The organism is Nitrospirales bacterium (genome assembly GCA_031315865.1).
GTDB lineage: Bacteria > Nitrospirota > Nitrospiria > Nitrospirales > UBA8639 > JAGQKC01.
Window position 1 is genome coordinate 1,465,919 of the sequence record JALDRJ010000002.1, and the last position, 25,595, is coordinate 1,491,513.

Sequence of the window (25,595 nt, forward strand, 5' to 3'; positions counted from 1 at the left end):
ATGCGAAGCCCGCGTTTTTTCAAGCATAAGGATGGTGGCGATCTACGGCGTTGCGTGAATGGGTTGTAATGATCTTTTGAGTCGCTGGAGGGTTTGCATCGTTAATGCGTCTTCACAGACAACCCGGGAGATTCATGGATTGGAACACCGAGATAATGTTCAAGAGGAGGAAGAGATTTGTTCGAAGTTGTCGGAGTGCATTAATTCAATGGAGCTAGGCATGGGCGTTGATCCCGAAAATCTCGGGGCATACGAAAACTGATTCAAAAATTTTTTAAGAATTGCTTGCTCCAGTCTGGACGGGAATGGAGTTGGGCAGGGGATGCGCACTAATAAATGAATGTGTCCCGGCTCTGGCAATTGAATGGTCACTCGTGGTTCGACGGACGGTGTGTCGAGCCAGGCTTTGCCTTCGAGCGCCTTCATTTTTTTCCTGGCCTCTTGAAGATAAGGTTGACATTCTTCCTGGGCGGCTTTAAGCAGCAGATGTTCTGCCAACCTCCAATCATCATCGGTGCTCAAGGGGACGGTTATCACATGCAGCCGATAGTCCTTGGAGTATGTCTCGTTGGTTAACGAATGGTTGAGGAGCTGATTGTTCGGGAGAACAATGGCACGACCTGTGTATTGATGGGAGGTTTGCCCGGGACCAATCTCAAGGAGCGTGGTCGTCAGGAAGTTGTGATCCACGACATTGCCCCGTATCCCATTGATTTCGATCCGGTCGCCGACAGAATATGCATTGGAGGCTGTTCGAAAGAACGAACCAATGAGGCAATTCAGCAGTTCTTTGGTGGCCAGTACGAAGGCGACGGCTATGGCGATCAACGACACCGCGAAGTTTTGCAGTTGAGGAGCCCAGATAATCGCCAGCCCGACGATCGAAATCAGGATCAGTGTATTTCTGATCGTGACCGACCAGCGCCGTCGCATGTCCCCACTCAATCGAGATCGCTCGAGGACCGAATGATGAAGCCCGGCACGCAAAATCAGTCCGATCAGGACCAAAATGCATGCAGTCAGCCCCAAACGAAATAAGGTTTCTATGGGAAATGGAAGGATTCCACTCATATTAAACTATTATACACATTCACAGTGTTCTTAACTGAAGAAATTTTCCTTTCATTCAAATATTGTCGGTGCGGTTAGTTCAGATATTAAAGCGACTCAACGTTCGCAGGGGAATACAGGTCCCTTGATTGGCCGGTTGGCGTGGGGTACTTATGCCATTGCCTCGACAGGATCAGGAGCCTGTGTCAGTTCATAAGAAAAAACCGGTTCCTTCCCAAGCGCTTGAAGAATTTCAGTGACACGTTCAGATTTTCCCCAATCACTCCACAACACATCTTTCAGTTCGATCACACCCATCGATTCGGGGATATGCGCTAAGAGATCCGATGAAAGATTCTTCTTCGGCATCTCATGATAAATCGACTCAAGCACTCGCTCTTCTTCGGAGGTGCCAATCACTCGTTCGAGTCTTTGGAATTGTTCCATGACCTCCGGCAGACATTTCCACCCCAATCTCCAAAGCGTCTCAGCCTTGGCGGCCAGGATGCCTGTATTCCACAGGGCCCTGTTGGATAAGGCATGTAAGCCTTTGAGTATCTGGGGTTTTTCGAAGAATCCATGGACCCGCCTTATACAAAGTCCGCTGCTCCATCCCAGCGGTCCTCCTATCTCAATCCACCCGTAATCCAGTTCAAGCGAAGTTGGCGGGACGCCTACGAGGATGATGCGATCTTCTAATAGTCTCGTCGCCTGGACCGCTTGTTGCACTGTTTGAATGAATCGTTCTTCGGGAAACACAAAATGGTCGGATGGGAATACGACCACGGTGGCATGGGGATTTTGGGCGCGAATATAGGTAAGGGGCAGAAACATTCCTACGGCCGTGTCACAATTCAAAGGTTGAGGGAGAATCTTTCCCGTATCTTTGTGGCCTGCCTGAGCAAAAGCTTGGCGCCGATGCTGACTTGCCACGACGGTGATTTGCTGAGCCGGAGAAGTTACCTGTCTGGCTCGGTCCCATGTGTGTTGTAACATTGAACGAGTGCCAGTAAAGGTACAATATTGTGCGGGAAGTGGATCTCTGATCCGTTGTTCTATAAGGTGGTCCGTTCGTCCTCCGGCCCCACCCGCAAGGACGATTGACCAAAGATGGTCAGGGAAATGTGTCGAAATCATTGTATATACCTTATTAAAGAATATGACTCCATGTTTACCGCCTATGGTCTGGTGAATGTGTGCTGGACCACCGAATCCTACTGGTCTGTTTATCGATATGAGGGCCATGGGTATTCTGCGTGCCTTCAATTACATCAGACGAAACTTTGGCGATTGCCCAGAGCACTCCGAACGCAATGAGGTATAAAAGAATCCAGGTCATTATGATGCCTTGGCGGAGAGAACGGGATAAGTCTGAATGTCACAGGGAACATAGAACAGCCGAGTCAAGTTAGAGGCGCGCCCATCACTCGTGACTTGGCATTGCACGTCTTCTCCCAGACGGGCAGGGCCGTTTCCACGTGTCAGGTTGTTCGTCGCGACGAATCGCGTTGATCCTTCGGCGACGCGAACCATGTAGCCTCGTTTCAATACTTTCACGACTTGCCCACATACCAGAGAGTCCCGGTCCATACAGTCAGCCTCCTTTTCAAAAAATGAGTACTCCCTACTCGTTTTTGCCATGCAAGTGTCGAGCCATTTTATTCGGTCTGGGCGGCATGCCACGGCAATCAAGCCCAGGCTGCTGATTGCTATCCGTGCGCTTACTGGACAGAGGTCACCTGACTCCAACGTACGGACAAATTGTCTCATGTTAGGACAAAAGGCGGTGGGTATTCAGAAAAATGAACGAGGAAGTACGGCTCAGGAAAGAGGAGAAGAGTACGCACAGACCAACATATGGGACCAGTCTACCGTGCTATTGGTATCCGTATTCTTTCAGTTTGCGTTGAATCGTTTTCCGGTGGACCCCCAGGATTTCAGCGGTTCGAGCTTCATCGCCGTGATAGGCTTCTAGCACGCGAAGGATATGTTCGCGTTCGAGTTGTTCTAACGTCTTCCAGGCACTTGGAGAAGCGGGCTTCGATGCTCCCTGCGAAGTAATGGTTTCAGGAAGGTCTTGAGGCATGATTGTCGAACGTCCGGCCATCACAATAGCATGTTCAATCGTATGTTCAAGCTCACGAACATTACCCGGCCAGTCATATTGCATGAGGAGAGCCATCGCTTGTGAACCGACGTTCGTGACCTTTTTGGACCCCATGGTTCCATACTTCGCCAGAAAGTGATCGACGAGGGTTGGAATGTCTTGAAATCGGTCTCGAAGGGGAGGGAGGACGATCGTAACCACATTGAGCCGGTAGTACAGATCCTCTCGAAACTTTCCCTGTTCGACTAATTTCTTTAAATTTTTGTTCGTGGCGGCCAAAATCCGCACATCGACCTCAAGCGATGCGACACCACCTACCCGGCGAATCTCATGTTCCTGCAGCACGCGAAGCAGTTTGCTCTGGAGTACGGGTGAAATATCGCCGATTTCATCTAAAAAACATGTTCCGCCATGCGCGGATTCCAATAAACCCTTTTTGCTGGAGACGGCCCCGGTAAAGGACCCTTTTTCATGCCCGAACAATTCACTTTCCAGCAGAGTTTCTGCGAGTGTTCCACAGTCGACCGCCACGAACGGGCCGTCTTTTCGTGAGCTGTTCGCATAAATGGCACGCGCAATGAGTTCTTTGCCCGTGCCGCTTTCGCCTTGGATCAAGACCGTCGAATCAGTGGGGGCCACGCGGGCGATCAATTTATAGACCGTCACCAAGGCCGGACTATTCCCTTGGATATTGCTCAGCGGATTGGACGAAGAGACTTGCTCCCGAAGCATCTGGCTCTCTTCCAGGGAATGTTTATGTTCAATGGCACGGCGAACCCCCGTTCGAATTTCATCAAGGACAAAGGGTTTACTCAAATAATCGAATGCGCCGGCCTTGATCCCTTCGATCGCGGTATTCAGGGACCCATAGGCTGTGAGCAGGATCACTTGGGTTCTGGGTTGGTGTTCGTGAATTGCTCCCAACAATTCAATGCCGCTCATGCCAGGCATCTGGATGTCACTCAATACCACGTCAAGCGCTTGCTGTTTGACGACGTTCAGCGCCGATTGGCCATCATAGGTCGTATGCACGTCGTAGCCCTCTTTTTCCATGATCTCATGGAGAAGCGAGCAGGTTTCCGTTTCATCGTCAACGATGAGTACGCGTGCCGATGCCATCAGGTTTTCTCATTCCATGAGGGAAGCCAGAGAAAAAACTTGCTCCCCTGTCCCACCGTGCTTTGCACAGAAAGTTTCCCGTTGTGTTGTTGCGCGATTTCAGAGGCAATCGCTAACCCTAACCCCGTCCCCTCACCAATACCCTTGGTCGTGAAGAAGGGTTGAAAGACCGAATCGAGGACATCCTTGGGAATCCCCGGTCCTGTGTCTCGAATTTCGATGCAAATTCCTGTTTCCTGAAGCCCTGTTCCTTGCAGAGATTCCGGCCGCGCGCAGACGGTCAATTCCCCGCCTTTGGACATGGCGTCAATCGCGTTATCGATGAGGTTATTGATGGCCTCCTGAAGTTGTAAGAAGTCTGCGCAGGCAAGTGGTAACGCTGGGGACCAATGAGTGATAAGACGTATGGATTGCTTCTCAAGTACCGGGTGAAACAATTGAAGGGATTGATCCAGACAGTGCGGGACTGAAACCGCTTCGAGCGTAAGAGTCGGAGTTCTGGCAAAGTTCAACAAATCTTTCATGACCGTATTCAGCCGATGGGTCTGCTGATAGATGAGCTGAAGCCTCTGGTACACAGCTTCGGATAGATTTGTATCTTCTAGCAATAGTTGAAGATGTCCGGAGATGGCCGTGAGCGGTGTCCCAATTTTGTGAGCCATCGTCGCGACCAGTTTGCCCAACACGGCTAACCGTTGTTGCTTGAGCAATTCCCGCTGATCTCCAGCCAACCGTTCGTTGACCTGGGCCAGCTCTTCGTTGCGCTGTTTCAGCTCTTCAGTCGATTCCATCACGGAATAATCTGATTTTTTAGGCAAATGCCTTCTTCTCCTTCCATGTTGATGATAACACTCCAGGCTGTTCACTTTGACAAAACCTCGAGTCACTTGTCCAGATGATCAACCCTCGTCGAAACCGTCAATCTGAGTATTTCCCAATCTCCTGGGTTCTTGCCAACCACAGCCGAGCGCTTTATTTCCTGAGTAAGATGATAGATATTGTGGGATCTCATTTTTCGTTTGTGGTTTCTTTTAAGACAATGCAAAGGGGGTACCTGAAAAAACTTGCACGATATGGAAGATGGGTAACTCTCAAGATCGTCTAACGTTCCTCTCTCGTATTCGCCCCTGGCTTGCCATTTGACTGCTGCTCTTGGTGGACAAGTTGTCTGATTGAAGGACAATTTGTCGTAATCCCTACGCAGACTATCCGTGCAGAAAACAGCTCAGAAGGAAAACGCCCCGTCTCTGCGTGAGGGATGGGGCGTTTTTGTGAGTCTCAAGGTCTAAAAAATAGGAGGGCCAACTTACATGTTATGTCTCTTCATGTGAGTCATCATGGTCCAACACCGCATGTCGAATTTCCACGCCATTTGACTTCTTTCTGGGTCCTTCATCGTTCTTTCGTAAGTCGTGCGGCTCTGGTTCTGAAATAAGAGCGGGATATCCGGTGTCCATAGCAGTGACCTCCATATGACAGATGAATGTAGATGATAGATGAAGGCTCCTCGTTGATCGTCCTAACATCATCAGCTTATCCGCTGGTTTTCCTTCTTGAGCATGAGTAATGCCTGACGAACGCTTGCCGTCTTCGTAAGTTGGTGAGGGCCTGAACTCGTATGATCCTTAAGGGCGAAAGGCTCTTCATCACTGGCGGGTTCTTCATGATCTTGTGGATTGTCTGGATGTGGTGCCTGTCGATTCGAATCGCTACAGGCACCAAACTTCATCATCAGTAGAAGACAGAGACAGATTCTAGTCAAGTTTCTCCTCATTCCTCCTGCCGTTGATCTTTTCATGAGGTCATTGATGCGGACGATCATGTACGAGTTGGCCCTTTCCAACATGAGATACGGAATACCCGTCCGCCCTTTAGGTTGACGAGCGCTTTCCTTACGTCTGCCCTAATGTCAGAGAGCAAGGTAAGTGCCAAAGTGAGTCTGGCTTGAGGTTATCGGGAGGCTGTGCTGGGATGTGGGTTGGCAAGAAAGGCGGAGATCCGCTCTCCGCCTTTCTCGATTAAAGGCTGGTATTTGATTGCTTTTACATTTCCTGCCTTTTCAGGCAATCGTGAATTACCGATGTCCGTAATTTTTATGGCCAGACTTCTTCTGATATCCCTGACCTTTCCCGTGTACGGCTTTTTTGAGCAGACTCATATCGAATTGCACTCGCTGTTCGGGAGTTAACATGCTGCGGATCGCGATTTTGAAGGCATATTTTTTCTGCATTTTCTGCTTCTTTAACGCCAAAATCTCATTGATCTTCTGGTCAATGGCGCTTTGGTCCGGGTTATCCTCCGTCACCAGTGTCACCAGCTCAATTTTTTTGACTTTGATTTGAGCCTTCAAAAGGCTTTTGGCCTTCTTGAGTTCCAGCCGCATCTTTGCGAATTTGGCCTTTTGGTCGTCGGTCAATGTTTCTGTCCAACAGGAGACCTCGTGAGATTTCTTGCCATAATTCATGTCCCCGCGATGATGGCCGGTATGATGTCCCTTCTGCATATGGTCCATATCAGCTAACACAGGGGCGCTGAAAAGGAACATCATGATGGATGAAAGAAGAATCGCTTGTGCAGTCTTTTGCATTGAATCTCTCCTTGGTGTGATGGTTATTTTGTGAATTGGGTTGGTGTGAAATTTTCCGGCTATCGCCTGCCTGCCGATGCCTTCATGCATAATGAATATGTCACGAATTCAAGCGTGGCAAGCCTAGACGGATATCTTAGATATTGTTACGTAAACTGTCGTTTTTTCTTCTCTTCCTTATCGAAAGAAGTTTTCAGAGAGGAGAGATAATGATGATTTAAAAGGTACACTAACATTCCTCATTATACAGTATACATGTTCGTTGAGAGGAAATGTATGTGAAGAAAGGAAGTCGTGGTTCAATCACGTGGGTTATCGCGTCATCCTCCTTGATGAACGACGGACGGTCGTTTCGGATGCCTACGCTTTCGACGGACAGTCTTCTGGATCGGGAAGATAGGGAGCGAACCCCAACGTTCTGAGTTCTTCGTGATGGGTTGGAAGGAGCTGATCGTCTTGAGAGGAGATGTTTTCATCCTCGATAGCATCGGCGACCATTTGTCGAACGGATGCTTCTTGTTCGTCAGTGGCAATCTTTGGGCAGGGAAGTCCGGGAATAAATCTGGCGATCGTCACCTCACGTGACTTCGTGGGCTTGAATTCGATCTCATACGGGAACCGGCGGCAGATGATGGGGCGCAGGCCGTATTGTGTACACAGCCCGGATGTTTCCTCGTAGAAAATGCAGTTGCCGTTCTTCTTCCTCAGACGTGGCATGTTATCGATTTCCGGCAGGACGGTGCCATGCTTCTTCTTGAATGTGTACCGGCCGACGATGAACTCTCCGAGTCCGTTGTCTGTGAGAGCCGCAATATCCCGGAGAGAAAGGAGAATGCCTTCTCCCCGTTTTTTATGAACGCAACAGCGGTCCCGACAACTGCTGCAGTCGGGCATCTGGAAGGATCCACGGGATTTCTTAATCCTGACGGTCGCCGGATCCACCACACCGTTGGTTGATAGTGCCGTTCGCGTCAGGCGATTGAGTTTCTTAGTCAGTCTCCCGTGTATTCTCGTATCCATCGTCCTTGTTCCTGTCTCGGCAATTCTTCTCCACGTATATCAAGCCGGGGAGTGACAGCGCAATTGGCTCGTCATGGTGGATGGCGTTAATTACTTGACAATCCCGTCAAAAAGGCAGAAAGTTGAGGGTGTTATCAGTTCAACCCGTGGAGGAACGATCATGCTTGAAAAAATTATGCAGACTAAACTGAAGACCATACCCTATGGGGCCACCATTATCGAAGCGGCCGAAAAAATGCGGCAAGAAAGCATTGGCGGACTTTTGATCGAAGGTAAGGGCGGATTCGTGGGATTCCTCACAGATACCGACATTGTACGCAAGGGCGTCGGAAACAAAAAAAACTTAACCGATACCAAAGTCGAAGAGCTTATGAGCACGACATTACCCACCATTCAAGTATCTAAAACATCCCATGAAGCCTTTGACCTCATGGGTGATCTTGGACTCCGGCATCTCTTGATCTGTAATGGTGACGAAATCGTCGGATTGGTCTCGTTACGGGATCTCCTGTTGTATTTTCGAAGCCTCGAACCCAACATCGGGGTTGATTAACTTCACGATTAAATTTTTGGCAATCATCGAGAATGTTATAAGCATCGCCTTTCCCTTAAAGCATCCAGATCTGAAGTAAGGGGAAATCGGTTGTTTGCGGATATCATGCGAGAAAAACTGGATGGTTTTCAAAAACTGTCATGTAAAAAAGTCTTCATTATACGGGCGCAAATCGAGTTCTAGGGACCAGGCGTTACGTGGTTGTTGAACGAGCCCCCAGTACGCTTCGGCCATGTCATCTGGATTCAGAAGCGGTTCCGTTGACGTTGGAGAGTCCTGCTCTCGAAGATGTGGAGTATCAATGGCTCCGTCAATGACGACATGAGCGACATGGATGTTATGCGGCCAAAGTTCTCGCGCCAGTGAATCGGCCAAACCTCGAACAGCAAATTTGGCGCTGCTAAAGGCGAGCCCCCCTTTCCTGCCACGAATAGACGACGTGGCCCCGCTGAACAGTATCGTTCCCCGTTGCAGGCTCATCATGTCGGTGACCGCCTCCTGGGTGCAGAGAAAACTGCCATAGGCACAGACGCGCCAGGCTTGTTCAAAGTCCTTTGGGGTCAGGTCCGCAAACTCTTTCCATGCGGCATTTCCGGCGTGATTAATGAGGAGATCGACCGGCCCGAACTTCTCGCGAATCGTCTCATAGCCATTCCGAACTTGCGCAGGGTCGGAAATATCTGTGGGAATGCCTATGGCAACCGTTTCCTTCGTATTGAGCTCTTGCTCTAGGCGGTGAATGTAATCACGCGACCGCGCGAACATTCCGACCCGATATCCTTCTTTAGCGAGTTTTCGTACGAGGGAGGCCCCAAGGCCGGACCCCACTCCCGTCACTATTGCTGTGTGTCGCATATTCATGCCTTTCTTCCCATACCCCACCCCTCTCCAGGTAAAGGTTCTGCTTTGATCTCTCTATCGGATCGAGGCCCGATCTTACTCTGAACCATGGATGGATGAAAAGTAAGAAAAGCAGACATACAAGTGGAACAAGCCTTCTTCAGGCTACTCATTCAGTCCTCGCTCGGTTTGTGCACGCGTTGGACATGCCGGCTACAGGTCAAGAGCAGCACTATTCGACCATAAGGTTTTTATCCTGATTTCCGATATAGGTGTAGCAAGATTCATGGTTTCCTCAAACAAGAGGGAATATCATTCAACAAAAGGAGTCATCGGATGGGAAAATCGTCTGTGCCGTTCATTGCATTGCTAGGAGTCGTGTTGCTGTGTGGAGTCACTACGTCAAATAGCCATGCGGTAACTTTTGGAGCAAACGTCGTGTCGCTTCAAAATCAATGGGCAATCGATCAAGATGTTTCCGAACATTCCTCCCCATTCACCCTCGTGAAAAAAGAAGGCGGAAAAGGGAAAAAGTCTCATGAAGCAAAGGGGAGTAAAAAACACAAGGGCGAACACAAAAGAACCAAACGAGGCAATTCCGGAGAGTCAAAAGTCCATGGGATGGACCGGGCGCATGATGTGGCTGGTGAACATGGAGAGCACGGACGTGCAAAGGCCAGAGCGAAACATGATCGCGAACATCATGATGATGACGAAGAATAGCGTGCTGCCCATGTATTCCTCACCTCTATTCGTCACCTCACTATCAGTAGATTCTCACGGGCTCTGCCCGTGGGAATCTACTGAGGATTTTGTTGAACGATCCTTACACTCGATAGCCCCTATAACCAACATCAATTCCTGAAATATCTAAAAACTTGTAGACTGTTCATAGCAGCCGGCTGGCCTGGCTTGTTCCTAGTTCCATCCTCCTAGACGTCTATACTTTGACCAGAGCTTTTTGAAGCTTACCCAACCATCTTGACCATTCTGCTGGATGAATCTGTTCCCCCTTTGCTCTAACCATTGCTCTCCGAGTGCTCCGTGTTCACAGTGAAGGTAATAAGTTATTGGGGCTCCAAGGTAAGGTTGTTCTCGTCACGTTGGCCTCGTTCGAGCTTGATAGGGAGGCATGCCTACCAAAACCGTCGAATAAGAATACAACAACAAAAGATTTGACCCCTTTACTCTCATGTTCCGGCGCGGCTTCTTTTTGTGAGCTCAGGGGGATTGCCAGCGGGTCTTGAGCCGACTGAAATCCTTTTTGTCAAAGGAGTACAAAACCATGTTTTGCTCATTTGCCCGTGAGGCTAGATAACAGTCGACGAAATCAATTTTTGTGGAAGCATATGACCGTAATGCGGTAGAGATGATACTCGTTTCCGGCCCTCTTACGCCTTTGAAGCTGAAAATCGTCATCAGTTTTTGCGCAATATCACGTCGAGGTACTTCGTAAAATTTCTCAAGTGTCCATATCATCTCAGCGACAACGACCGGAGGAATATCGAGTTCTTCGGATCCATCTTCAACACGTTCCATGAGAGATGTCGCTCGTTCAGTCTGTCTGGGTTCATCGCCGACTAAATATCGTAGAAGAACATTGGTATCAACGAGCCGTGGCTTCTTTGGCTGTGGCAATGGCCACCTTCCTTCTGGTTATTTCCCGAATGTTCTTGCTATCGGACTTTCCTTTCGCAAAGTGACGTAGGGATCCTGCGAGGGCCTTCGCCCGCCCCCTGGGAATTCCCTTGAGTTTTACGTCGCCATTCTCAAGAACAAAATCGACTGCATCACCCTCTTTTATCTTCAGCGTTTCTCGTATTCGTTTCGGGATCGTGATCTGTCCTTTTGATGACAAGGTTGCTGACATAACTTTACCTCATTAAAAATCTTTACTATATATTATGGTAAAGCGAACCTTGAAACATGTCAAATGCTTGGAGCTTAGGAGGTCTCGATCTATCTATCGCCGGAAAAAGCAGGAAGAGATGAAAGGACTGAATCGGAAGTCTTGCCCAAGACCTCGTGATTATCTCATTCACCTGATAAAGATTCTGGATCGTGCAGGGAGCAACTGAGGGTATTGTTGACCATGGCGAATCCATTTAGGATTTTGTTGAACGATTCTTGCACTCGATAGCCCCTATAACCAACATCAATTCCTGAAATATCTAAAAACTTGTAGACTGTTCATAGCAGCTGGCTGGCCTGGTTTGTTCCTAGTGCCATCCTCCTAGACGTCTATACTTTGACCAGAGCTTTTTGAAGCTTACCCAACCATCTTGACCATTCTGCTAGATGAATCTGTTCCCCCTTTGCTCTAACCATTGCTCTCCGAGTGCTCCGTGTTCGCAGTGAAGGTAATTGTGGCTCCAAGATAAGGTTGTTCTCGTCACGTTGGCCTCGTTCGAACTTGATGGGAGGCATCCCTAGCAAAACCGTCGAATAAGAATACAGCAACAAAAGATTTGACCCGTATGCTGATCATCAGTCAGCGGGCCTCGCGCTGGAAAGGGCATGTGGTTCAAGAGTTTGCGATCTTGATGAGTTCAAGAAACCTGTTACGGGGCCTGTTTTTGAAAGTCTCGTGATAAAGTGACTTACTATTCTCTTTCTAATTCTGTTGTTAAATCATCTGGAACAAGTTTCCCTTGATATATTTCAAAACTTAAGCGGATTGGAATAGTGATGGGGTTAGCAAGATTATCTGCAAAGATTTTAGCCTCTAGCTCAAATTCAGAAGTTCTTGTTGCGCCGATGTAAAAACAATCATCAGACCATGATGTAGCACGAGGTTGAATGTCGCCCATCTTGGCCACAAGGGTCCATCTTTGGGAATGGGTTTTTAATTCTATGCAGGGCTGACTAATAGGTGAGAATACGTTAGGTATTTTTAATCGCGTGTTCTCTGGTCTAGTGGGATAGGATGTCTCGTCTAAAATAAGTAAATGGTCTTCATTTGGACCGCAAATTTCTATCCTAACATTCTTTCCCAACACACCTGAAAGGTTTTGGATCGTGAACCCAATTGCATGTAATGGTTCTTTTTCAATTAGATATTTTACAAGATTATGATGATATAAAGGATCATCCGTTCTCATTACTTCTTCCCAGTCGTAGCCTCGACGTGCTTTCTTATCTAAATAAATTTGCACATCTGAGGATATTTCTAATAGTCGACATTTACAATTTAGATTCGTCCCCAAGCTGTTCCTAGAAGATATATCCGCAAATTGCATCTCAAGATTTGGGGTTTGCTCTTTGTGTAATTCTTCCTTGCCCATTTGAGCTACTTCATCCATGTCTGCTTCGGCACAAGAACTGCCCCTTCGGACGTAAACAACATCTTTCTTAACAATTCCATAGTCCTTAATTGCGTAGAATGGCCGTTTTTGAACAGGGATCAGGATTGCGCCTACTTTAAGTCCTTTGTAATCCAAGGGTTGATAGGAAAAGCGTATAGGTCGATTGATTTTTGAATTTATGAACTGTTGAAGATTTGAATCGGATAAATGATGAGAAACTCCAACTACCTTACTGACCTGAGTTTGACCTTCAATTACACCGAGAAGAATGCAAGCTTCCTCCGTTCTCCAGCCGTTAGCAAAGGCTAAGATATCTTTTAGTATCTCACTTCTTTTTGCCTCCTCATGAGTTTTCTCAAATGGATATTGAGTTTGCTTGAAATCCAAAGCTTCACCTTCAGCTCTATACAACAAGCGACTAATAAATTGTTCATTCATAACCGTTTTTTCTTATACAGATGCTTCAGGTAGATTTCCTGGGCCAGTTCGGGAATATTGGTTGTCGATCGGGTTCCGACTTATAATTTGAGTATACCCACCTCTCACAATACGTAATTGCTAGTTCTTCTTGAGATTCTTGTTTTAATTTTTCAATGTCGGGATGGTTTTGAAGGAGTTCTATTAATTTCTCTCTGGATGTATGCTTGTATGTTTCATATAAGAAATCAAACATATCTAGGCCATCCCTAATTTTTCGACCATTTGGCTTGTGAACTCCGAAGAATGTCTCGGGATACTTTCGATAAGCAGATAATTCATTATCAGTTATTGGACGGGATGCTATTATTTTCCTGCCATCTTCCAGTGCATACACGCCAAAAATAATTCGGTCTTCTTCTGAAACAAACGCGTCTTGTAAGATTCCGACAACTTCCACTCCGTCCTCTCGTGGCACCAGATATTTCTCGCCTATTTTTAATCTAGGAACATTAGGCTCTCCAAAAGCAAATTCGGGAATCTCCCCATCGAATGTCGAAGGAATATCCGAATGATCTTTAACAGAATCTATAACCTTAAACATGGGGTGATGTTTGTCGCGAACATGAAGAGCTTCACGAATGCTTAAAGACGTGAAGTCATGCTTAAAATCTGGGATTTTGAACCCTTCTCCTAGTACAACCTGACGTGGTGCGGGCCTTTCTAAGGCATAGCGACAAGGATGGTTAGTTACAAAGACATACGCTTCAGGCGCTGGCTGTCCATTTATCGTTAAATCAGTCTCTTTTTCTCTCATGCTCAGAACTGCTTCTTGCAACCATGTGAGACTCTGGATCTCATCTGCAGTTTCGGGAACATTTACATCTATAAAAACCACCCTCTGGTGATTTGCCGTTTTACGCAGAGCGTTATAGAGCTGATTCGTAATTACTGCGGAAGTTTTATGGGGTTCACGGGACTTGGCTTCGACTGAGTATTTGGTTCCAGTATTTTCAAACGTCGCAGTGAACTCACAATGAGAGCTTGATACATCCTCCTCATTCTCTAACTCCAGATTAAATCCTGCTTTGATAAGAGTGGCAGCCACAAAGGTCTCGTAATAAGCTCCATTAAATTGGTCTGGGTTCTTCAAACGGTTAATTAATCTAGATTGAAGCTCAAGATTATGAGCTAAAAGATAAAGGTTGTAAGATAAGTCTAGGTAAGCCTGGACCGCTCCCGTCATCGGAGCCTCACTCACTTTTTCTGGTTCCTTGATTATTTCCCTCTGATATTTACAGATTAGGTCATTCCATTGAAGGATGGGATGGCGTTTGTTGAAGTCTTTTTTTATCTCCTCAGTACCCCATTCCTCTCCCATTGCAATTTTCACATAATCAAATAAAAAATCATGAAACGTTTTCCATTTTTTTGAGTAATGTAAGACACTACCAACTGCTACTATTCGGTATCCCATATGACAGAGTGAAATTATTGGACGCCCCAGTCCTTGCTGTTTTTCTTGTTGTCTTCGAACAGCTTCCATTTCAGCCATCTTTGCGTCCAGTTGAGCTCTAACCGTGGGAGAAAGATGTGGGGTTTCAATATAGGAAGGTGTCCTGCCATGACACTTTTTATACTTCTTACCACTGCCACAAGGGCAGGGAACGTTTCGTCCAATCTTCTTCCTAGCTTGTTTTCTTCTTTGACGTTTTGGGTTACTCATAGGAGTTATATTAGAGCAAAACTTGACCATATAAAATTAAACGTTATTCGGTATTAAGTACTAATGACAATTAGGTCATAAAGTGACACCTCAGACGGAAGCTACCAAGAGCCGAAAAGAACTAGATGGGGTTCAATGAAGAAGATGTTGCTCAGGCAGCGACTAGGCTATTGGTAAATTAGCCAAAGCCCCAACTTCCGAAAACAGGTCTAAAACAGGTTTTGTGGGAAAGGGTCTACCGGCGGGGTGCGCGTAAGTGCTTGAAGAATATGGTGGGTCGTACAGGGATCGAACCTGTGGCCCGCTGATTAAGAGTTGTCGACCCAGCGATATACCTTATTATATAGAGGTATGCGTATCATTTTAAAGCAAGGACTTCTGCTTCATCTTCATTTCTCGAGATATCTACAGATATTGATTGGGACAGGTTCCAAAACAGGCTTCCGTATTTTCACTAACTTCTTCAAATCAAGCTATATCCTATGAATTTAGAAGTCTTTATTTCGAGGGAAAATTTTCGTTCTTGCCTACTTTATACATGCAATCGCTTTTGGAAATTAGATCTTAGGTGCAGGGATGATTCTTCCTGTAGAGTAAGTGCTCTAGTACTTAAAGATAGCTTAAAGTAGCCATTAGTTTTTAGTGACTCGTAATCAAAATAAGCATCCCCCTATCTATCACATCAAATCTTCCATTAGGGCCACCAACGTCCTACATCTTCAATGGCAGAGGCAGTCTCAAATAGCGCCGCATCACCACCAAGAGTCTTCACAACATCCGTCACCAATCTGAGATTTGCCAGCAAGTCTGCTCTGGTACCGCGAGCGACAAAACTGACTATCTCGGTCATATACTTTAGGAGCATCGCTTGCGGGAGAGCAGCTAGTTGCTGAACTAGTCTTTCTCGTCTCCGTAGCATTAGCTCCTCATACCATAGAGTATTCACAAACAGAAATCTCATGTCCTCTAGAGCGCGTTCCAGCCCACTAATCAATATCTTTGTGCGTAAGTCTTCTGGCAAAATTGGACCAAGTGCTGTCACAAGTTCTACACTTATCTCAGCATCCTTACTCTCTACAAAGTTCAAGATTTTGTTTGTCACGCCCGATCGGAGAAGCTCTGGTCCGGCAGTTTTTAGCTCCTGTGCTATTCTGTTCCAAACAACACAAGCTTGTTCAATTGGCAGAGACTCTCCCAAATCGAGTAATTCAAGAACATGGGAATTGGTATCTTCGTTTCCCTCGGGCAGACGATGATCAAAGGCATCACAAGACAATTCGTTCTGCAGTTCGCTTTGAGGCTCTTCTACTAGGGAAGAATCTTTTTGCTCAGAATCTAACTCCGCTATTTTCTTGATGATACCCTCAGTTACATAGTTCTGCGTTTTACTAGATTTGGCGGCATGTAGGATATCCTGTCGCATTTCTTTTGAAAGGCATGGTGCCAATTGGCAAAATGTAATATAAGAAATTGGCCTGAGAGTTAACCAAGTTGAATCCTCTTTCCTCAGATCTTTTATTATTAACTCGACCTCCGGCTTCAGTACTTCGTTTCTTTCATATTCTGAGACACGACAAGCCAGCGAGACCAACGCTTTTCCCCTCAGTGCAGCCTCTTTCTCATCCCAAATGGTTACCTTTGATCTCACTGTATCAAAACCTTGACAAACTAAATGCATAGGCAAGATGGCTGATAAGATAGTTAGAGCTTGCCAATTGTACTCAAACTTAGCTGCTTCGAACGCCTCAGAAAGTTGTTGAGGCTGACACTTATACACCACAGGAAGAGCGCGGACTAGGTGGGATTGAGCAAGTGTCCCCAAATCACGGTCTTTGAAAGATTTCGTCACTTCAAGAGCCTTGATTAAAGATTCCAAAGGAAACCGATTACTTAGCTTGATGAGCCCCCTACACCGAAAATCTTCGTTTTCTATAGAGACCACCATCGCTAATGCCTTGTCTAGAGAGTCGTCGGAAACTGCACAGGTAAGCTGAACGAACACAGCGTCTCGTTCCATCTCATCATTATGTCCGGTCTTACGTGTAAATATCGGTATCGCACGATTGAGTTGTGAACTTGATAATCGAAACGCAAATGCTTTTAAAAGATTCTTTAGACTAACATTGTCATCAAGTTCCGATACGACTGTTAGCATTTCGTCAAGCAGTTCGTCCGGAAACTTTTTGGCGAGTTCCGTCAAATGCATTACATTATGCCAAAGATTGCGAGTAGCTCTAACGTGGAGGGCTTCTTTGAACGTCTGTCGCTGCTCTTCCCCTTGCAGACGCTCAGCCAGCGCTTCGAGGGTGAGAGCTTTTATCGCCGAATCTGGTAATAGTCTTGCCGCTGCGAGGACCGTGCCTTGATTTAGGCCTGAAGATATGTGTGCTAACTTTTCAATCACCAAGCCTCGCCAAAACCCATCCTCGTTCATAGATATGGAATTGCAGGCATCCATCAGTGTATCCAGGCTGTCAACCCGCTCATGTTTAACGAGAGGTTCCACCAAGGAAACGAAAGCCTTCGCCCTGTACATATCTTCCTCAATCTTAGAAGCTATTGATAGTGCTTCATCTAATAACGAAGCAGGAAGATGCTCAGAGAGTATCGACAAATTTTCGGCTTGTTTCTCATCTGAAAGCAACTGGATTGCAGCTAGAGCCTCCTCACATACCGTCTTAAGAAACGGTACCACTTTGCTTAAGATCTCAGCACGATATTCTAAATATTCAGAGGACTCGATTGTTTGCGTAGCAGCTAAGGATTCATGAACTACTTGCGACCATTCTCCATTCGAAATTAACGGGAGTAGCTTAGGCAACGCTCTTCCTCGTGCGTATGGGTCTTTTATTTTTCGCAATCTTGCAAGGATGGTTTTCACGACTTCCTTCCGTTTCAAGGCAGGCAGTGCAGGCGAGAAACTAGCGAAGCCATCCAATAATATGCCCTGAGTCTCTGTTACGGATTGAGCGTAATCGGAGTTGTCATTAGGTTTTATATTTTCTATTAAGCTTTCAGGATAAATTTTATCGGATAACGAAAGTGCAATTTGTTCTTTTTCCTCTTTTGATAAATAGGACGTAAAATACGTCAATGTATAAATTCTATTTACTTCAGTTTCAATGGAGTTCGCCACTCTCAGAACTGGCTCGATGAGAGCTTTCGGCAAACGTTGAGGAAGATAAGAAAGAATTGTCGCTCGTTCCTCATCATCTGCTGTGGACATTGCAATGTTAATAATTTCTTGCAACTTAATAAGACGCACCTTGCCAACCTGGTGAGCTGCGAATTGTGATAGAACCCATGCCCTATCCTTTTGATCAGAAACAGCTTTTAGGGTTTCTTCGGCCTCTCTGATGCTTTCCCTTCCTAACGGCCCAGACACGCGCTTGCTGAGCCCTAAAAGGGCGTCCACTCTAGAAGGTACATATCTCGGTATCGAGGCAGATTTAATAAAATACTCCTCGAGGAGATCTGTTGATATGTTCTGAGCGAGTTTCCCGAGCAACCATCCAAGGTAATGCTGGTTAGAAATTGACCATACCCAAGGTGCCACAAGCGTAGCTGCATCACTTGATAAACACGGGACGAGCGTTCCAAGAGTGTGGAGTACGGCCAATCCAGCTTTTTCAGCATTAGGGTAGCTCTCAACTAAGAGTTGAAGTGTTTTGATCTGTTGATCTTCAGATTGACGTTGCGCTAAACCCAAAAGTGCAACAAATCTGGCATCGTCGTCGCTTAACTTGCGTGCGATTTTCTCTGACGAGGTCAACTCGTTATCAGGTAAATGTTTTGTGAGGAAACCCAGCAGGAACGCTTTTCCTAATTGCACATTGCTGGACATGCTCTCTCGCGCTGCTTCAAGTACATTCTGCAACCCTTGCTCTCGTTCTTCCTCTGGTAGATAGGGAATAAAATCTGGAAGAAGCTTGGCATCCTCCTTGTTTTTTGCAAAATTTTTTGCCAAGATAAATGCTTCTTTCACTAGCCTTTCAGGAAGGTATCGTGATAGCTCCCGTAGAGTCTCTATGCGCTCATACTTCACAGATTTGGCCACGTTGAAAGATTCATCAGCCAACGACTCAGTAGTAATTGACGCTAACTTCCGCAATATCACGGCGCTAAACAGAGGACTCTCATGCGCTTCACGTAAAAGCTCACGATAAATTGATTCCACCTCCTCGGGAGGCAACTGTCTAGCCAGCGTCACGATAAGATCGGTTCGTTCCCGTAAACTCAACGATGAGTTCATTGCCCAATGCACAGTTTCTCTCACTAAATGTAGACCTAATAATGGAGTCAATTCCTGGATAACTTCTAGTTGGTCCTTAAAATCTGAAATTGTAGAAATTGTTTCTGCTGCACGGTCTAAAGCCGTGACCCGCAAAGTTTCTGAAAAGTGTTCTTGCCCAGCAAAATCTCCAAGTGCCATAGCTCTATATCTAGCGTCGTTTATAGCGGCTGCCACCTGAAGATGGCGATTCTGTAACGAATCGGGCAGATGAGGCCCAAGTTGATTCAGGAGATCTCTGGCTAGTGCTGGCAGTGAGTCTAGAGCGTTTATGAGTCGCAGTACTTCTTCGAATGCATGAATCCGCACACTCCATTCCTCAATTTGGGGCGTCAGGCCTACTAGGGCCCTCGCTTTATTGTCTGTGTCTCTGAACGAATACGCCATAGTAATCGCTTCGTTAAGGTATGGTTCTGTCAAATACGTACCGCTTGCTAAAAGGTGTTCCGACCTGTCACGCTCCTTAAAAGCGCGCCCTATATAATCAAGCCCCTCTCTGAATCTGCCGTTTCGCATCAACGCAACGAGAAGTTCAATTGGAAGATTGGCGATGTTTCGCTTGATTGAGGTTTCCATCAAGGCATATCGGAAAAGACGTCCGACAGCTTTTGAGGATTCGGGAGGTAAAGAGAGTGATGCAGCAATTTGGGCTGCGCGCGACACATCCGCCAGATAACCAGGAAGATTTGCCGACCCCACTTGCATTTGGAACCATCCATTGTGACCCTGATCAGTCTCCTCACAGAGCAGCTTATGAATTTCCTCGCTTTGCTCAGCTTGTATCATGTGCCACGTAATATTCCCCTCAATGTAGCCATCATTTTCTAGCGTACACCACAGACCATTCTGTATTTTCGCACGGTAGTGGAAAAGTATCTGCCTATGTGCCTCAACTTTTGACAGACTTGAGCCCCCGCATTTATAGACACTTTCTGTCGTGAGCAACTGAAAAGCGATATCGTGCCACAAGTCATGCAATCGATACGCTGCTTGATTCCTTGATTTAAACACCAGGGATTTATCACATAGAAATGTTAGGTTCTTAGCTGCCTGTAAGGCGCTTGTATCCCATAATGATGCCGCACTCTTTACCGTAAAGTCCGCATCTTCACGCAAGACTCCCAGCCAGGCAAAGTGCATCCGCTGCTTATCGTTCAACCGACGCAGGCTAAGGCTAAATGATGCACTGAGACTAAACCGCTTCCGGTCCGTTACTCGTTTCAGTCCCTCAGCCACTGGATCGTCTAATTTTTCCAACCTAGTACTTTCATCACGAATTTCTTTCTCGAGTTGACCCCACGAAAGGTCACTACTGATTTGAGCTGCTGCTAGTTCTAAGGCTTGAGGAAGATAGCCCACAGCATCTGCGACCTCTTTAGCCTGCTGCCTTTCTTCAGTCTCAAGTGAATGCCCTACTCGACGGGAAAGCAAGTCAAGCGCCTCTTCCTCGGTCATCACACCTGGATCGTGCCATGTACAGGTATAGCCAGACTTCTCTAGAACCTTACCCACGCTTGCTTCACGGGTTGTTATTATCGCGTGGGAAGTGTCTCCACCAATTAGGAAAGGCCGTGCATCAGCCGGGTCCCAAACATCATCAATGATCGTCAAAACCCGTTTGTCTTTTGCCAGTACTTTCAGACATGCAGATGCTGCCTCAACGGTTGATGGTTCGCCAGTATCGTTTTCATCTTTAAGAACCATCCACCACTTGAGGAGAAGTGGTAGTAGCTTGGGTTCATGATCAGAGTGTTCCTCTTGTCCCACTGTGACCCAGAGTATTCCATCAGGAAAACCCTCATCTTGTACTTCGCCGTCGTGAGCGAGCGCCTGTGCCACAGTCGTTTTGCCACTTCCGGGCATGCCGTGAATGATGCTGATTTCTGGAGATTTCTCCTGATCTGGTCGTTTTATCAGCAATGTATGTTTCAGTTCTGCGAGAATTCGCGGGCGGATCACATAGTATGCGGGCGGGTGTTCTGCTTGATTAACTCCAGCACTATGTACATTAGTGGCATCCTCGAACATCGCTTTATGTAAGCCCATATCCACAATTGAATAGCGTGGTATTCCCCATCGGAACTGAAGTGACGCAATATCAAGCGCGCAATCAAAGTCTTTCGTGACGTTGAGAAGTGTTTCGGCTTTCGATTCAGCATCTTTGAACTTTAGCGGAACACAATAGGTGCTGCTGTGAGAAAACCCCGTGCACTCTATAGCCATGTACTGCCGATCATTAACTAATTGAGACAGCAATATTGGATCCCGAGTCAAACCTTTGTCGAATTTGTAGATCTCATGCCGCCCGAAGCTCTCCCACTCCCTCAAGCTGCGCACAAGTGATACCATGACGAATGCATGGTTACTTGTTAATACAAGTAGTGGCAAAAGGTTAAAATCCAGACATAACCCACAATACAAGACCGAGAGATCTAGGCAAGTACCCTTTTTTTTTGTCACAAGGATTTCTCGCGGTGTGCGAATAGGTTGAACATGGTCATTAGGATGATAGGATTCTTTATCGTAGCTTATGTTTAGTGCTTTGAGCGCGTCGTACAACTGGGACACCAGTTGCCTCTTTCCATCTGGTTGCTGTACCGTGTCGATTGGACGATCGATAAGATGGACCACGTCAGCAGCATCTGGCGTAACATATCGTGCAAGATTTGTTGGCGTGCTCTTAGACCAGTCTTCCGCCCACGGCATACAGACTCTCCAAGTTCATCAAGTTATTTATCGCCACAGGAAAATTGCCTACCCCCTCTTTCATATCGCTCTCATTTCACTGGAAAGCTAGTCAGCAGTATTAGACTATGTCATTTCCTGCTCTATGACTCAGTCGATTGTGTTTGCACCGACTTCGAATATATCTTGGACCGGCGGGGGATCGAGGGGACCTAGTGTCTTCCCTCTAAGATTGAGATGGTATGTGCCAGGTGATAAGTCTTCAAGAGTGCCTCTCCAAGTGGATATCCCGCCTTCTGATTTTGTTTGCTTTAACTGGAGACGTACATCTTTTAAATCGGTGGTCATAGATTTCACATCAACGATAATTGGACTTTGGTAGTATTCGGCATTTACCAGCTTGGCGATAATCTCAACGGGTTCTCCTTGGCTATACCAGTCATCAACTTCGAGCCCAAGAGCTGGATGCTCCTGGGCCTTAGGGGCAGGTTCTGGCTCACGAACTGCAGCAAGACTAGTTACTTGCATCTGTTTGATTCGCTCATACAGTTGTTCAAGTACTTGAGTGTTTCCCTGAAGCGCTCCGTGTTGCTCCGCAAAAAAAGTTTCACTGTACTCATCCGATAACTCTAATGGAGTAGCGGAAGCACGCGGCACAGTCCCGTCACCATCCCAAAGAAAATCAGACACTATGTCCGGGGTTGCGTGGCTCACAGTAAGTTTGCCATTTGTTAGTTCAGCAGATTGGTAGGTCGGTTGTCGAGATCCCACTATTGGTATGATCTTGTATCCTTGTTCATGATATGCCGCATTTTTACGATTGGCTTCAACCGCAGTCTCAATTTCTCGATGAAAAGCATCCCCCTTTATAGCACACTCCTTATTCACACCAGGTATACTTTCTGCGTCTTTAACTCGCTTGTAGTTGCTACCGTCTTTCAGTACTTCGTAAATTGGCAATAACTGGTAGAGTGAATTAAAGGAACGTATTACTGTAGTTAAATCTAAAAAGAGGTTTTTATAAGGATGAGACAAAGACTTAAGTGCCTTTATTGATCCACGATAGGGAGTGCCGAACGTAATTAAGGCCTTGCAATTGCGCCAGTTCTCTCCTTCCAGATTCTCCAAGTAGTAGCGAGCAATCAATCCACCCATGCTATGAGCGATAAGCAATACCTTCGCATCCTTTGCACCGCTTTTTTCACGCCATTCAGGCAGTTTCTTATCAATGAGTGTTTTCAGTTGACGAGCTGCTGCACGATTATCACGTCGCCAATCGTATGGGAACTCGAAGTAGTTAGCCTCTTTCTTGCCATCTAACGTCCCTGGAGTGACTTCAAAGCTCTCTCGAAACAGTTGCCTTAAGTGTGTGTACCCATCAACAACTTTGATTAAGCCTGGAACCAGATGGAAATTCTCCATAACACGCGTTGCCTTGATGCCGTCGCCGAGGTCATCCACTTCCCAATCATCCTGTTGTAAGGCTAGCCCATGTAATGACGAACCCCAAGATGTGACCGCATCCCAAATCGATTGCCCAGAAATTTCCCATAAATCCCGATCATCTTTCTCAAGTACACTACCCATGATCCCCGGTAAGATGACTACCAGATCTCTAATTTTTACTTTAGACATGAATCCACCTCCCTCTTACCAATCCGGTATATGTTCCGTTCCATAAATAAGGTTCTAGCTTTTTCCAATATACTTATTGCTACTCATTAACAGCACTCACTATGTACTTAAAAGTCACCAATATCGTGCATTTAGTGAGTTAAATGTCAAGGAGTTTCTCCAATATTTATTTCCACATTCAAATGCACTCTGGATTAGCAGGGATCTAAATAAATTCCTCCGAGCGCTCATTCTGAGCTCAATTCTTTCCAGCTCTCATCATTTGAAAATCGAACCAAGGAGGCACTACCTCGGTACATTCTCTGGAACATGTTCTGTGCTCGTTTTACAGTGTACTCACAAAATTCTGGAGTAAAAGACGCAAATTTGGCGAAGGTTTCCCCTAAGGGAAGACTTCCCCCATTTCTAGTCAATTAGCTTCAAGGCTTCTTTTTAATTTTTTGAATGGTATGGCATAGCTTCGGAATAGCAACTCACATCAAACTTTTCTTATGGGGCCAAACGCATGGGAACCAAGTGGGTTTGAAGCTAACTCCAGCGATTCCATCCATCTCTAGACAATATCCTCCTGATAAATTTTCTATCGATACTGCTCCTAGCCCTTCTGGGTTATTCGCATCTCAAGGCTTGCACGATTAAATACTGTGTAAGGACTCACCGAGAATACTTATTGAAGGGGAACATCCTGTCCCGATATCCCTAGTAGGTGGGATATAAGATTTATGGCAAAGAAACTCACAGAGGCACTGGTTCGGGCCCTGCCCTTCGGGGGAAAGGCCGTTCGGGACAGCGAGGTCAAGGGGCTCATGGTGCTCTGCCACAAGCGGTCAAAGAGCTACGCCATTCAGGGCGACATATGGCGGAACAAGCGGAAAGTCAAGTGCGTGAGGATCACCCTTGGCCGGACCGACCGGATGTCGTTGCGGGAAGCCAGGAGTTCGGCACGTCAACTGATGGCGGCGATCTCCAGAGGCGAAGATCCGACGGCTCCGCTCCGGTCCACCGCATTGACCCTGGCCGATGCCTGGGAACTCTATAAAAAGAACGGAACACTCTCGCCTAAGACGAGGAAGGAATACAGTGGACATCTCGCCCGTGAGTTCAAGGGGTGGTTGACCGTTCCTTTGGATGAGTTGGGCAACGACCGCCGCGCGGTCAGAGAGAAGCACGAAGCGCTCACAGAGAAACGCGGACCCTATGCGGCCAATGCGGCGTTCCGCACGTTCAGAGCCTTGTACAACCGGGCGTTGAAGGAAGATCCCACCTTGCCCCCCAACCCCGCCGTGGCGGTGTCGTTCAACAAGGAGTCCCGACGGGATTGGTCGATGAGCCGGGAAGAGTTACCAACATGGTTTGAAAAAATTGACCGCCTGCAACCGATCTTTCGTGACCTACATATGTTCCTGTTGTTCACGGGGCTCAGACGGTCCGAGGCCTGTAGCGCCCGGTGGGAACAGTTCGACGAGAAGAAGGCCACGGTGCATATCCCTAACCCCAAGGGTGGTGTGGTGCGAGCTTTCACCCTGCCGCTCAGTCGTTTTCTGGTGCAACTGCTCAAGAAGCGACGGAGACAGAATGAGGTCTTGTTTTCAGCCAGCCCTTGGGTGTCTCCTTCGACTTCAGTCTCCGGCCATGTCGAAGAACCGAAGAAGCACGGACTGCCGTCGCCCCATGCGTACCGCCACAGCTATCGCACCTTGGCACTGGAGGCTGGCATCCCCTATACCGAAACGTGTTTGCTATTGAACCACAAACTCCGGGACGTGTCCTATGGCTACATTACGCGAGATGCCCTCATGCAGCACCTCAAACTCCAGCAGGAAAAGATGACGAATTACCTGCTGGACGCCCTCGATCCTGCCCCTGATCTTATGCGTTGATATAGGTTGTTATATATTGTTTGCTGTTCATGATTCTCTTTTGACAAAGTGACTTATACTTCGGTACATCTTAAGGAAGAGAACCGGGTGCGATGATTGTACCGGCTCGCTTGTGTTTCTCAACAAGGAGGTGCTACCAGCAAACATTGATTTCATCTTTGTTGTCTCTGACCTCAGACGAGGTTGGTATTACTCACATTTAAAAATAGGAGGGCTTTCAATGAAAAGCTCACGAAACTTCCTTCCGCGTTCCTGCAGGGCGGTCGCTACCTCTCCCTCCTGATCAATCTTCCTCCCCACAGGATCCTCCAATCCGCTCACAACGTGGGGATCTTCAAACGAAAAATCCAAAAAATTCCTCCGTTGAAGATACCGATGCC

At 46.8% G+C, this 25,595-nt stretch carries 18 protein-coding genes; 3 read left to right on the top strand and 15 right to left on the bottom strand.

Translation table 11 applies throughout. The annotated features are described in order from the left end of the window. Nucleotides 1–159: 159 nt before the first annotated feature. The 8 genes from MRJ96_06825 to MRJ96_06860 form a co-directional block, all read right to left on the bottom strand. A complete protein-coding gene (locus MRJ96_06825) occupies nt 160–1,071 on the bottom strand; it encodes a mechanosensitive ion channel family protein (protein MDR4501147.1) in 912 nt (303 codons plus the stop codon). A 150-nt stretch (nt 1,072–1,221) separates the two neighbouring features. Continuing rightward, a complete protein-coding gene (locus MRJ96_06830; GenBank protein MDR4501148.1) occupies nt 1,222–2,187 on the bottom strand; it encodes a hypothetical protein in 966 nt (321 codons plus the stop codon). Between the two features lie 201 nt (nt 2,188–2,388). Then, on the bottom strand, nt 2,389–2,640 hold the full coding sequence (locus tag MRJ96_06835; protein MDR4501149.1) for a hypothetical protein: 252 nt from the start codon (nt 2,638–2,640) through the stop codon (nt 2,389–2,391). Between the two features lie 286 nt (nt 2,641–2,926). Continuing rightward, nucleotides 2,927–4,276 (bottom strand): sigma-54 dependent transcriptional regulator, encoded by a 1,350-nt coding sequence (locus MRJ96_06840; protein ID MDR4501150.1) that lies wholly within the window; start codon nt 4,274–4,276, stop codon nt 2,927–2,929. Further along, nucleotides 4,276–5,094, bottom strand: coding sequence for an ATP-binding protein (locus MRJ96_06845; GenBank protein ID MDR4501151.1), 819 nt, complete (start codon nt 5,092–5,094; stop codon nt 4,276–4,278). Before MRJ96_06845 ends, MRJ96_06840 begins: the two co-directional genes overlap by 1 nt. A gap of 710 nt (nt 5,095–5,804) precedes the next feature. Further along, complete coding sequence (locus MRJ96_06850) at nt 5,805–6,038, bottom strand: hypothetical protein (GenBank protein MDR4501152.1); 234 nt, start codon at nt 6,036–6,038, stop codon at nt 5,805–5,807. 312 nt (nt 6,039–6,350) lie between these two features. Beyond that, nucleotides 6,351–6,863, bottom strand: a complete 513-nt coding sequence (locus tag MRJ96_06855) for a periplasmic heavy metal sensor (protein MDR4501153.1) — start codon at nt 6,861–6,863, stop codon at nt 6,351–6,353. A gap of 360 nt (nt 6,864–7,223) precedes the next feature. Continuing rightward, on the bottom strand, nt 7,224–7,883 hold the full coding sequence (locus tag MRJ96_06860; GenBank protein ID MDR4501154.1) for a YkgJ family cysteine cluster protein: 660 nt from the start codon (nt 7,881–7,883) through the stop codon (nt 7,224–7,226). A 160-nt stretch (nt 7,884–8,043) separates the two neighbouring features. Between MRJ96_06860 and MRJ96_06865 the strand changes: the two genes are divergently transcribed. Next, nucleotides 8,044–8,436, top strand: coding sequence for a CBS domain-containing protein (locus MRJ96_06865; GenBank protein MDR4501155.1), 393 nt, complete (start codon nt 8,044–8,046; stop codon nt 8,434–8,436). 138 nt (nt 8,437–8,574) lie between these two features. On the opposite strand, the gene MRJ96_06870 is transcribed toward MRJ96_06865, so the two are convergent. Then, nucleotides 8,575–9,297: an SDR family NAD(P)-dependent oxidoreductase gene (locus MRJ96_06870; GenBank protein ID MDR4501156.1), complete on the bottom strand. Its 723-nt coding sequence runs from the start codon at nt 9,295–9,297 to the stop codon at nt 8,575–8,577. Between the two features lie 315 nt (nt 9,298–9,612). On the opposite strand from MRJ96_06870, the gene MRJ96_06875 reads away from it, so the two are divergent. Further along, nucleotides 9,613–9,999, top strand: a complete 387-nt coding sequence (locus MRJ96_06875; protein MDR4501157.1) for a hypothetical protein — start codon at nt 9,613–9,615, stop codon at nt 9,997–9,999. 498 nt (nt 10,000–10,497) lie between these two features. Here the strand turns inward: MRJ96_06875 and MRJ96_06880 are convergent, their stop codons facing one another. The 6 genes from MRJ96_06880 to MRJ96_06905 form a co-directional block, all read right to left on the bottom strand. After that, a complete protein-coding gene (locus tag MRJ96_06880) occupies nt 10,498–10,914 on the bottom strand; it encodes a type II toxin-antitoxin system VapC family toxin (GenBank protein MDR4501158.1) in 417 nt (138 codons plus the stop codon). Beyond that, the gene (locus MRJ96_06885; protein MDR4501159.1) at nt 10,883–11,146 is read right to left on the bottom strand and encodes an AbrB/MazE/SpoVT family DNA-binding domain-containing protein; all 264 of its coding nucleotides are present in this window, start codon (nt 11,144–11,146) and stop codon (nt 10,883–10,885) included. The genes MRJ96_06880 and MRJ96_06885 overlap by 32 nt, the downstream gene beginning before the upstream one ends. Nucleotides 11,147–11,879: 733 nt before the next feature. Next, the gene (locus tag MRJ96_06890; GenBank protein ID MDR4501160.1) at nt 11,880–13,019 is read right to left on the bottom strand and encodes an ATP-binding protein; all 1,140 of its coding nucleotides are present in this window, start codon (nt 13,017–13,019) and stop codon (nt 11,880–11,882) included. A gap of 25 nt (nt 13,020–13,044) precedes the next feature. Then, complete coding sequence (locus tag MRJ96_06895; GenBank protein MDR4501161.1) at nt 13,045–14,553, bottom strand: hypothetical protein; 1,509 nt, start codon at nt 14,551–14,553, stop codon at nt 13,045–13,047. A gap of 865 nt (nt 14,554–15,418) precedes the next feature. After that, nucleotides 15,419–21,721: an NB-ARC domain-containing protein gene (locus tag MRJ96_06900; protein ID MDR4501162.1), complete on the bottom strand. Its 6,303-nt coding sequence runs from the start codon at nt 21,719–21,721 to the stop codon at nt 15,419–15,421. A gap of 129 nt (nt 21,722–21,850) precedes the next feature. Then, on the bottom strand, nt 21,851–23,335 hold the full coding sequence (locus MRJ96_06905; protein ID MDR4501163.1) for a hypothetical protein: 1,485 nt from the start codon (nt 23,333–23,335) through the stop codon (nt 21,851–21,853). 722 nt (nt 23,336–24,057) lie between these two features. Here MRJ96_06905 and MRJ96_06910 point away from each other — a divergent pair. After that, nucleotides 24,058–25,215 carry an integrase family protein gene (locus MRJ96_06910; protein ID MDR4501164.1) on the top strand — a complete coding sequence of 386 codons (1,158 nt, stop codon included), beginning with the start codon at nt 24,058–24,060 and terminating at the stop codon, nt 25,213–25,215. Nucleotides 25,216–25,595 lie beyond the last annotated feature (380 nt).

Coding starts and splice junctions, on each gene's coding strand:
- MRJ96_06825 (MDR4501147.1), bottom strand. CDS start 1,071: ATGAGTGGAATCCTTCCATTTCCCATAGAAACCTTATTTCGTTTGGGG.
- MRJ96_06830 (MDR4501148.1), bottom strand. CDS start 2,187: ATGATTTCGACACATTTCCCTGACCATCTTTGGTCAATCGTCCTTGCG.
- MRJ96_06835 (MDR4501149.1), bottom strand. CDS start 2,640: ATGGACCGGGACTCTCTGGTATGTGGGCAAGTCGTGAAAGTATTGAAA.
- MRJ96_06840 (MDR4501150.1), bottom strand. CDS start 4,276: ATGGCATCGGCACGCGTACTCATCGTTGACGATGAAACGGAAACCTGC.
- MRJ96_06855 (MDR4501153.1), bottom strand. CDS start 6,863: ATGCAAAAGACTGCACAAGCGATTCTTCTTTCATCCATCATGATGTTC.
- MRJ96_06860 (MDR4501154.1), bottom strand. CDS start 7,883: ATGGATACGAGAATACACGGGAGACTGACTAAGAAACTCAATCGCCTG.
- MRJ96_06865 (MDR4501155.1), top strand. CDS start 8,044: ATGCTTGAAAAAATTATGCAGACTAAACTGAAGACCATACCCTATGGG.
- MRJ96_06870 (MDR4501156.1), bottom strand. CDS start 9,297: ATGAATATGCGACACACAGCAATAGTGACGGGAGTGGGGTCCGGCCTT.
- MRJ96_06875 (MDR4501157.1), top strand. CDS start 9,613: ATGGGAAAATCGTCTGTGCCGTTCATTGCATTGCTAGGAGTCGTGTTG.
- MRJ96_06885 (MDR4501159.1), bottom strand. CDS start 11,146: ATGTCAGCAACCTTGTCATCAAAAGGACAGATCACGATCCCGAAACGA.
- MRJ96_06890 (MDR4501160.1), bottom strand. CDS start 13,019: ATGAATGAACAATTTATTAGTCGCTTGTTGTATAGAGCTGAAGGTGAA.
- MRJ96_06895 (MDR4501161.1), bottom strand. CDS start 14,553: ATGGCTGAAATGGAAGCTGTTCGAAGACAACAAGAAAAACAGCAAGGA.
- MRJ96_06900 (MDR4501162.1), bottom strand. CDS start 21,721: ATGCCGTGGGCGGAAGACTGGTCTAAGAGCACGCCAACAAATCTTGCA.
- MRJ96_06905 (MDR4501163.1), bottom strand. CDS start 23,335: ATGTCTAAAGTAAAAATTAGAGATCTGGTAGTCATCTTACCGGGGATC.
- MRJ96_06910 (MDR4501164.1), top strand. CDS start 24,058: ATGGCAAAGAAACTCACAGAGGCACTGGTTCGGGCCCTGCCCTTCGGG.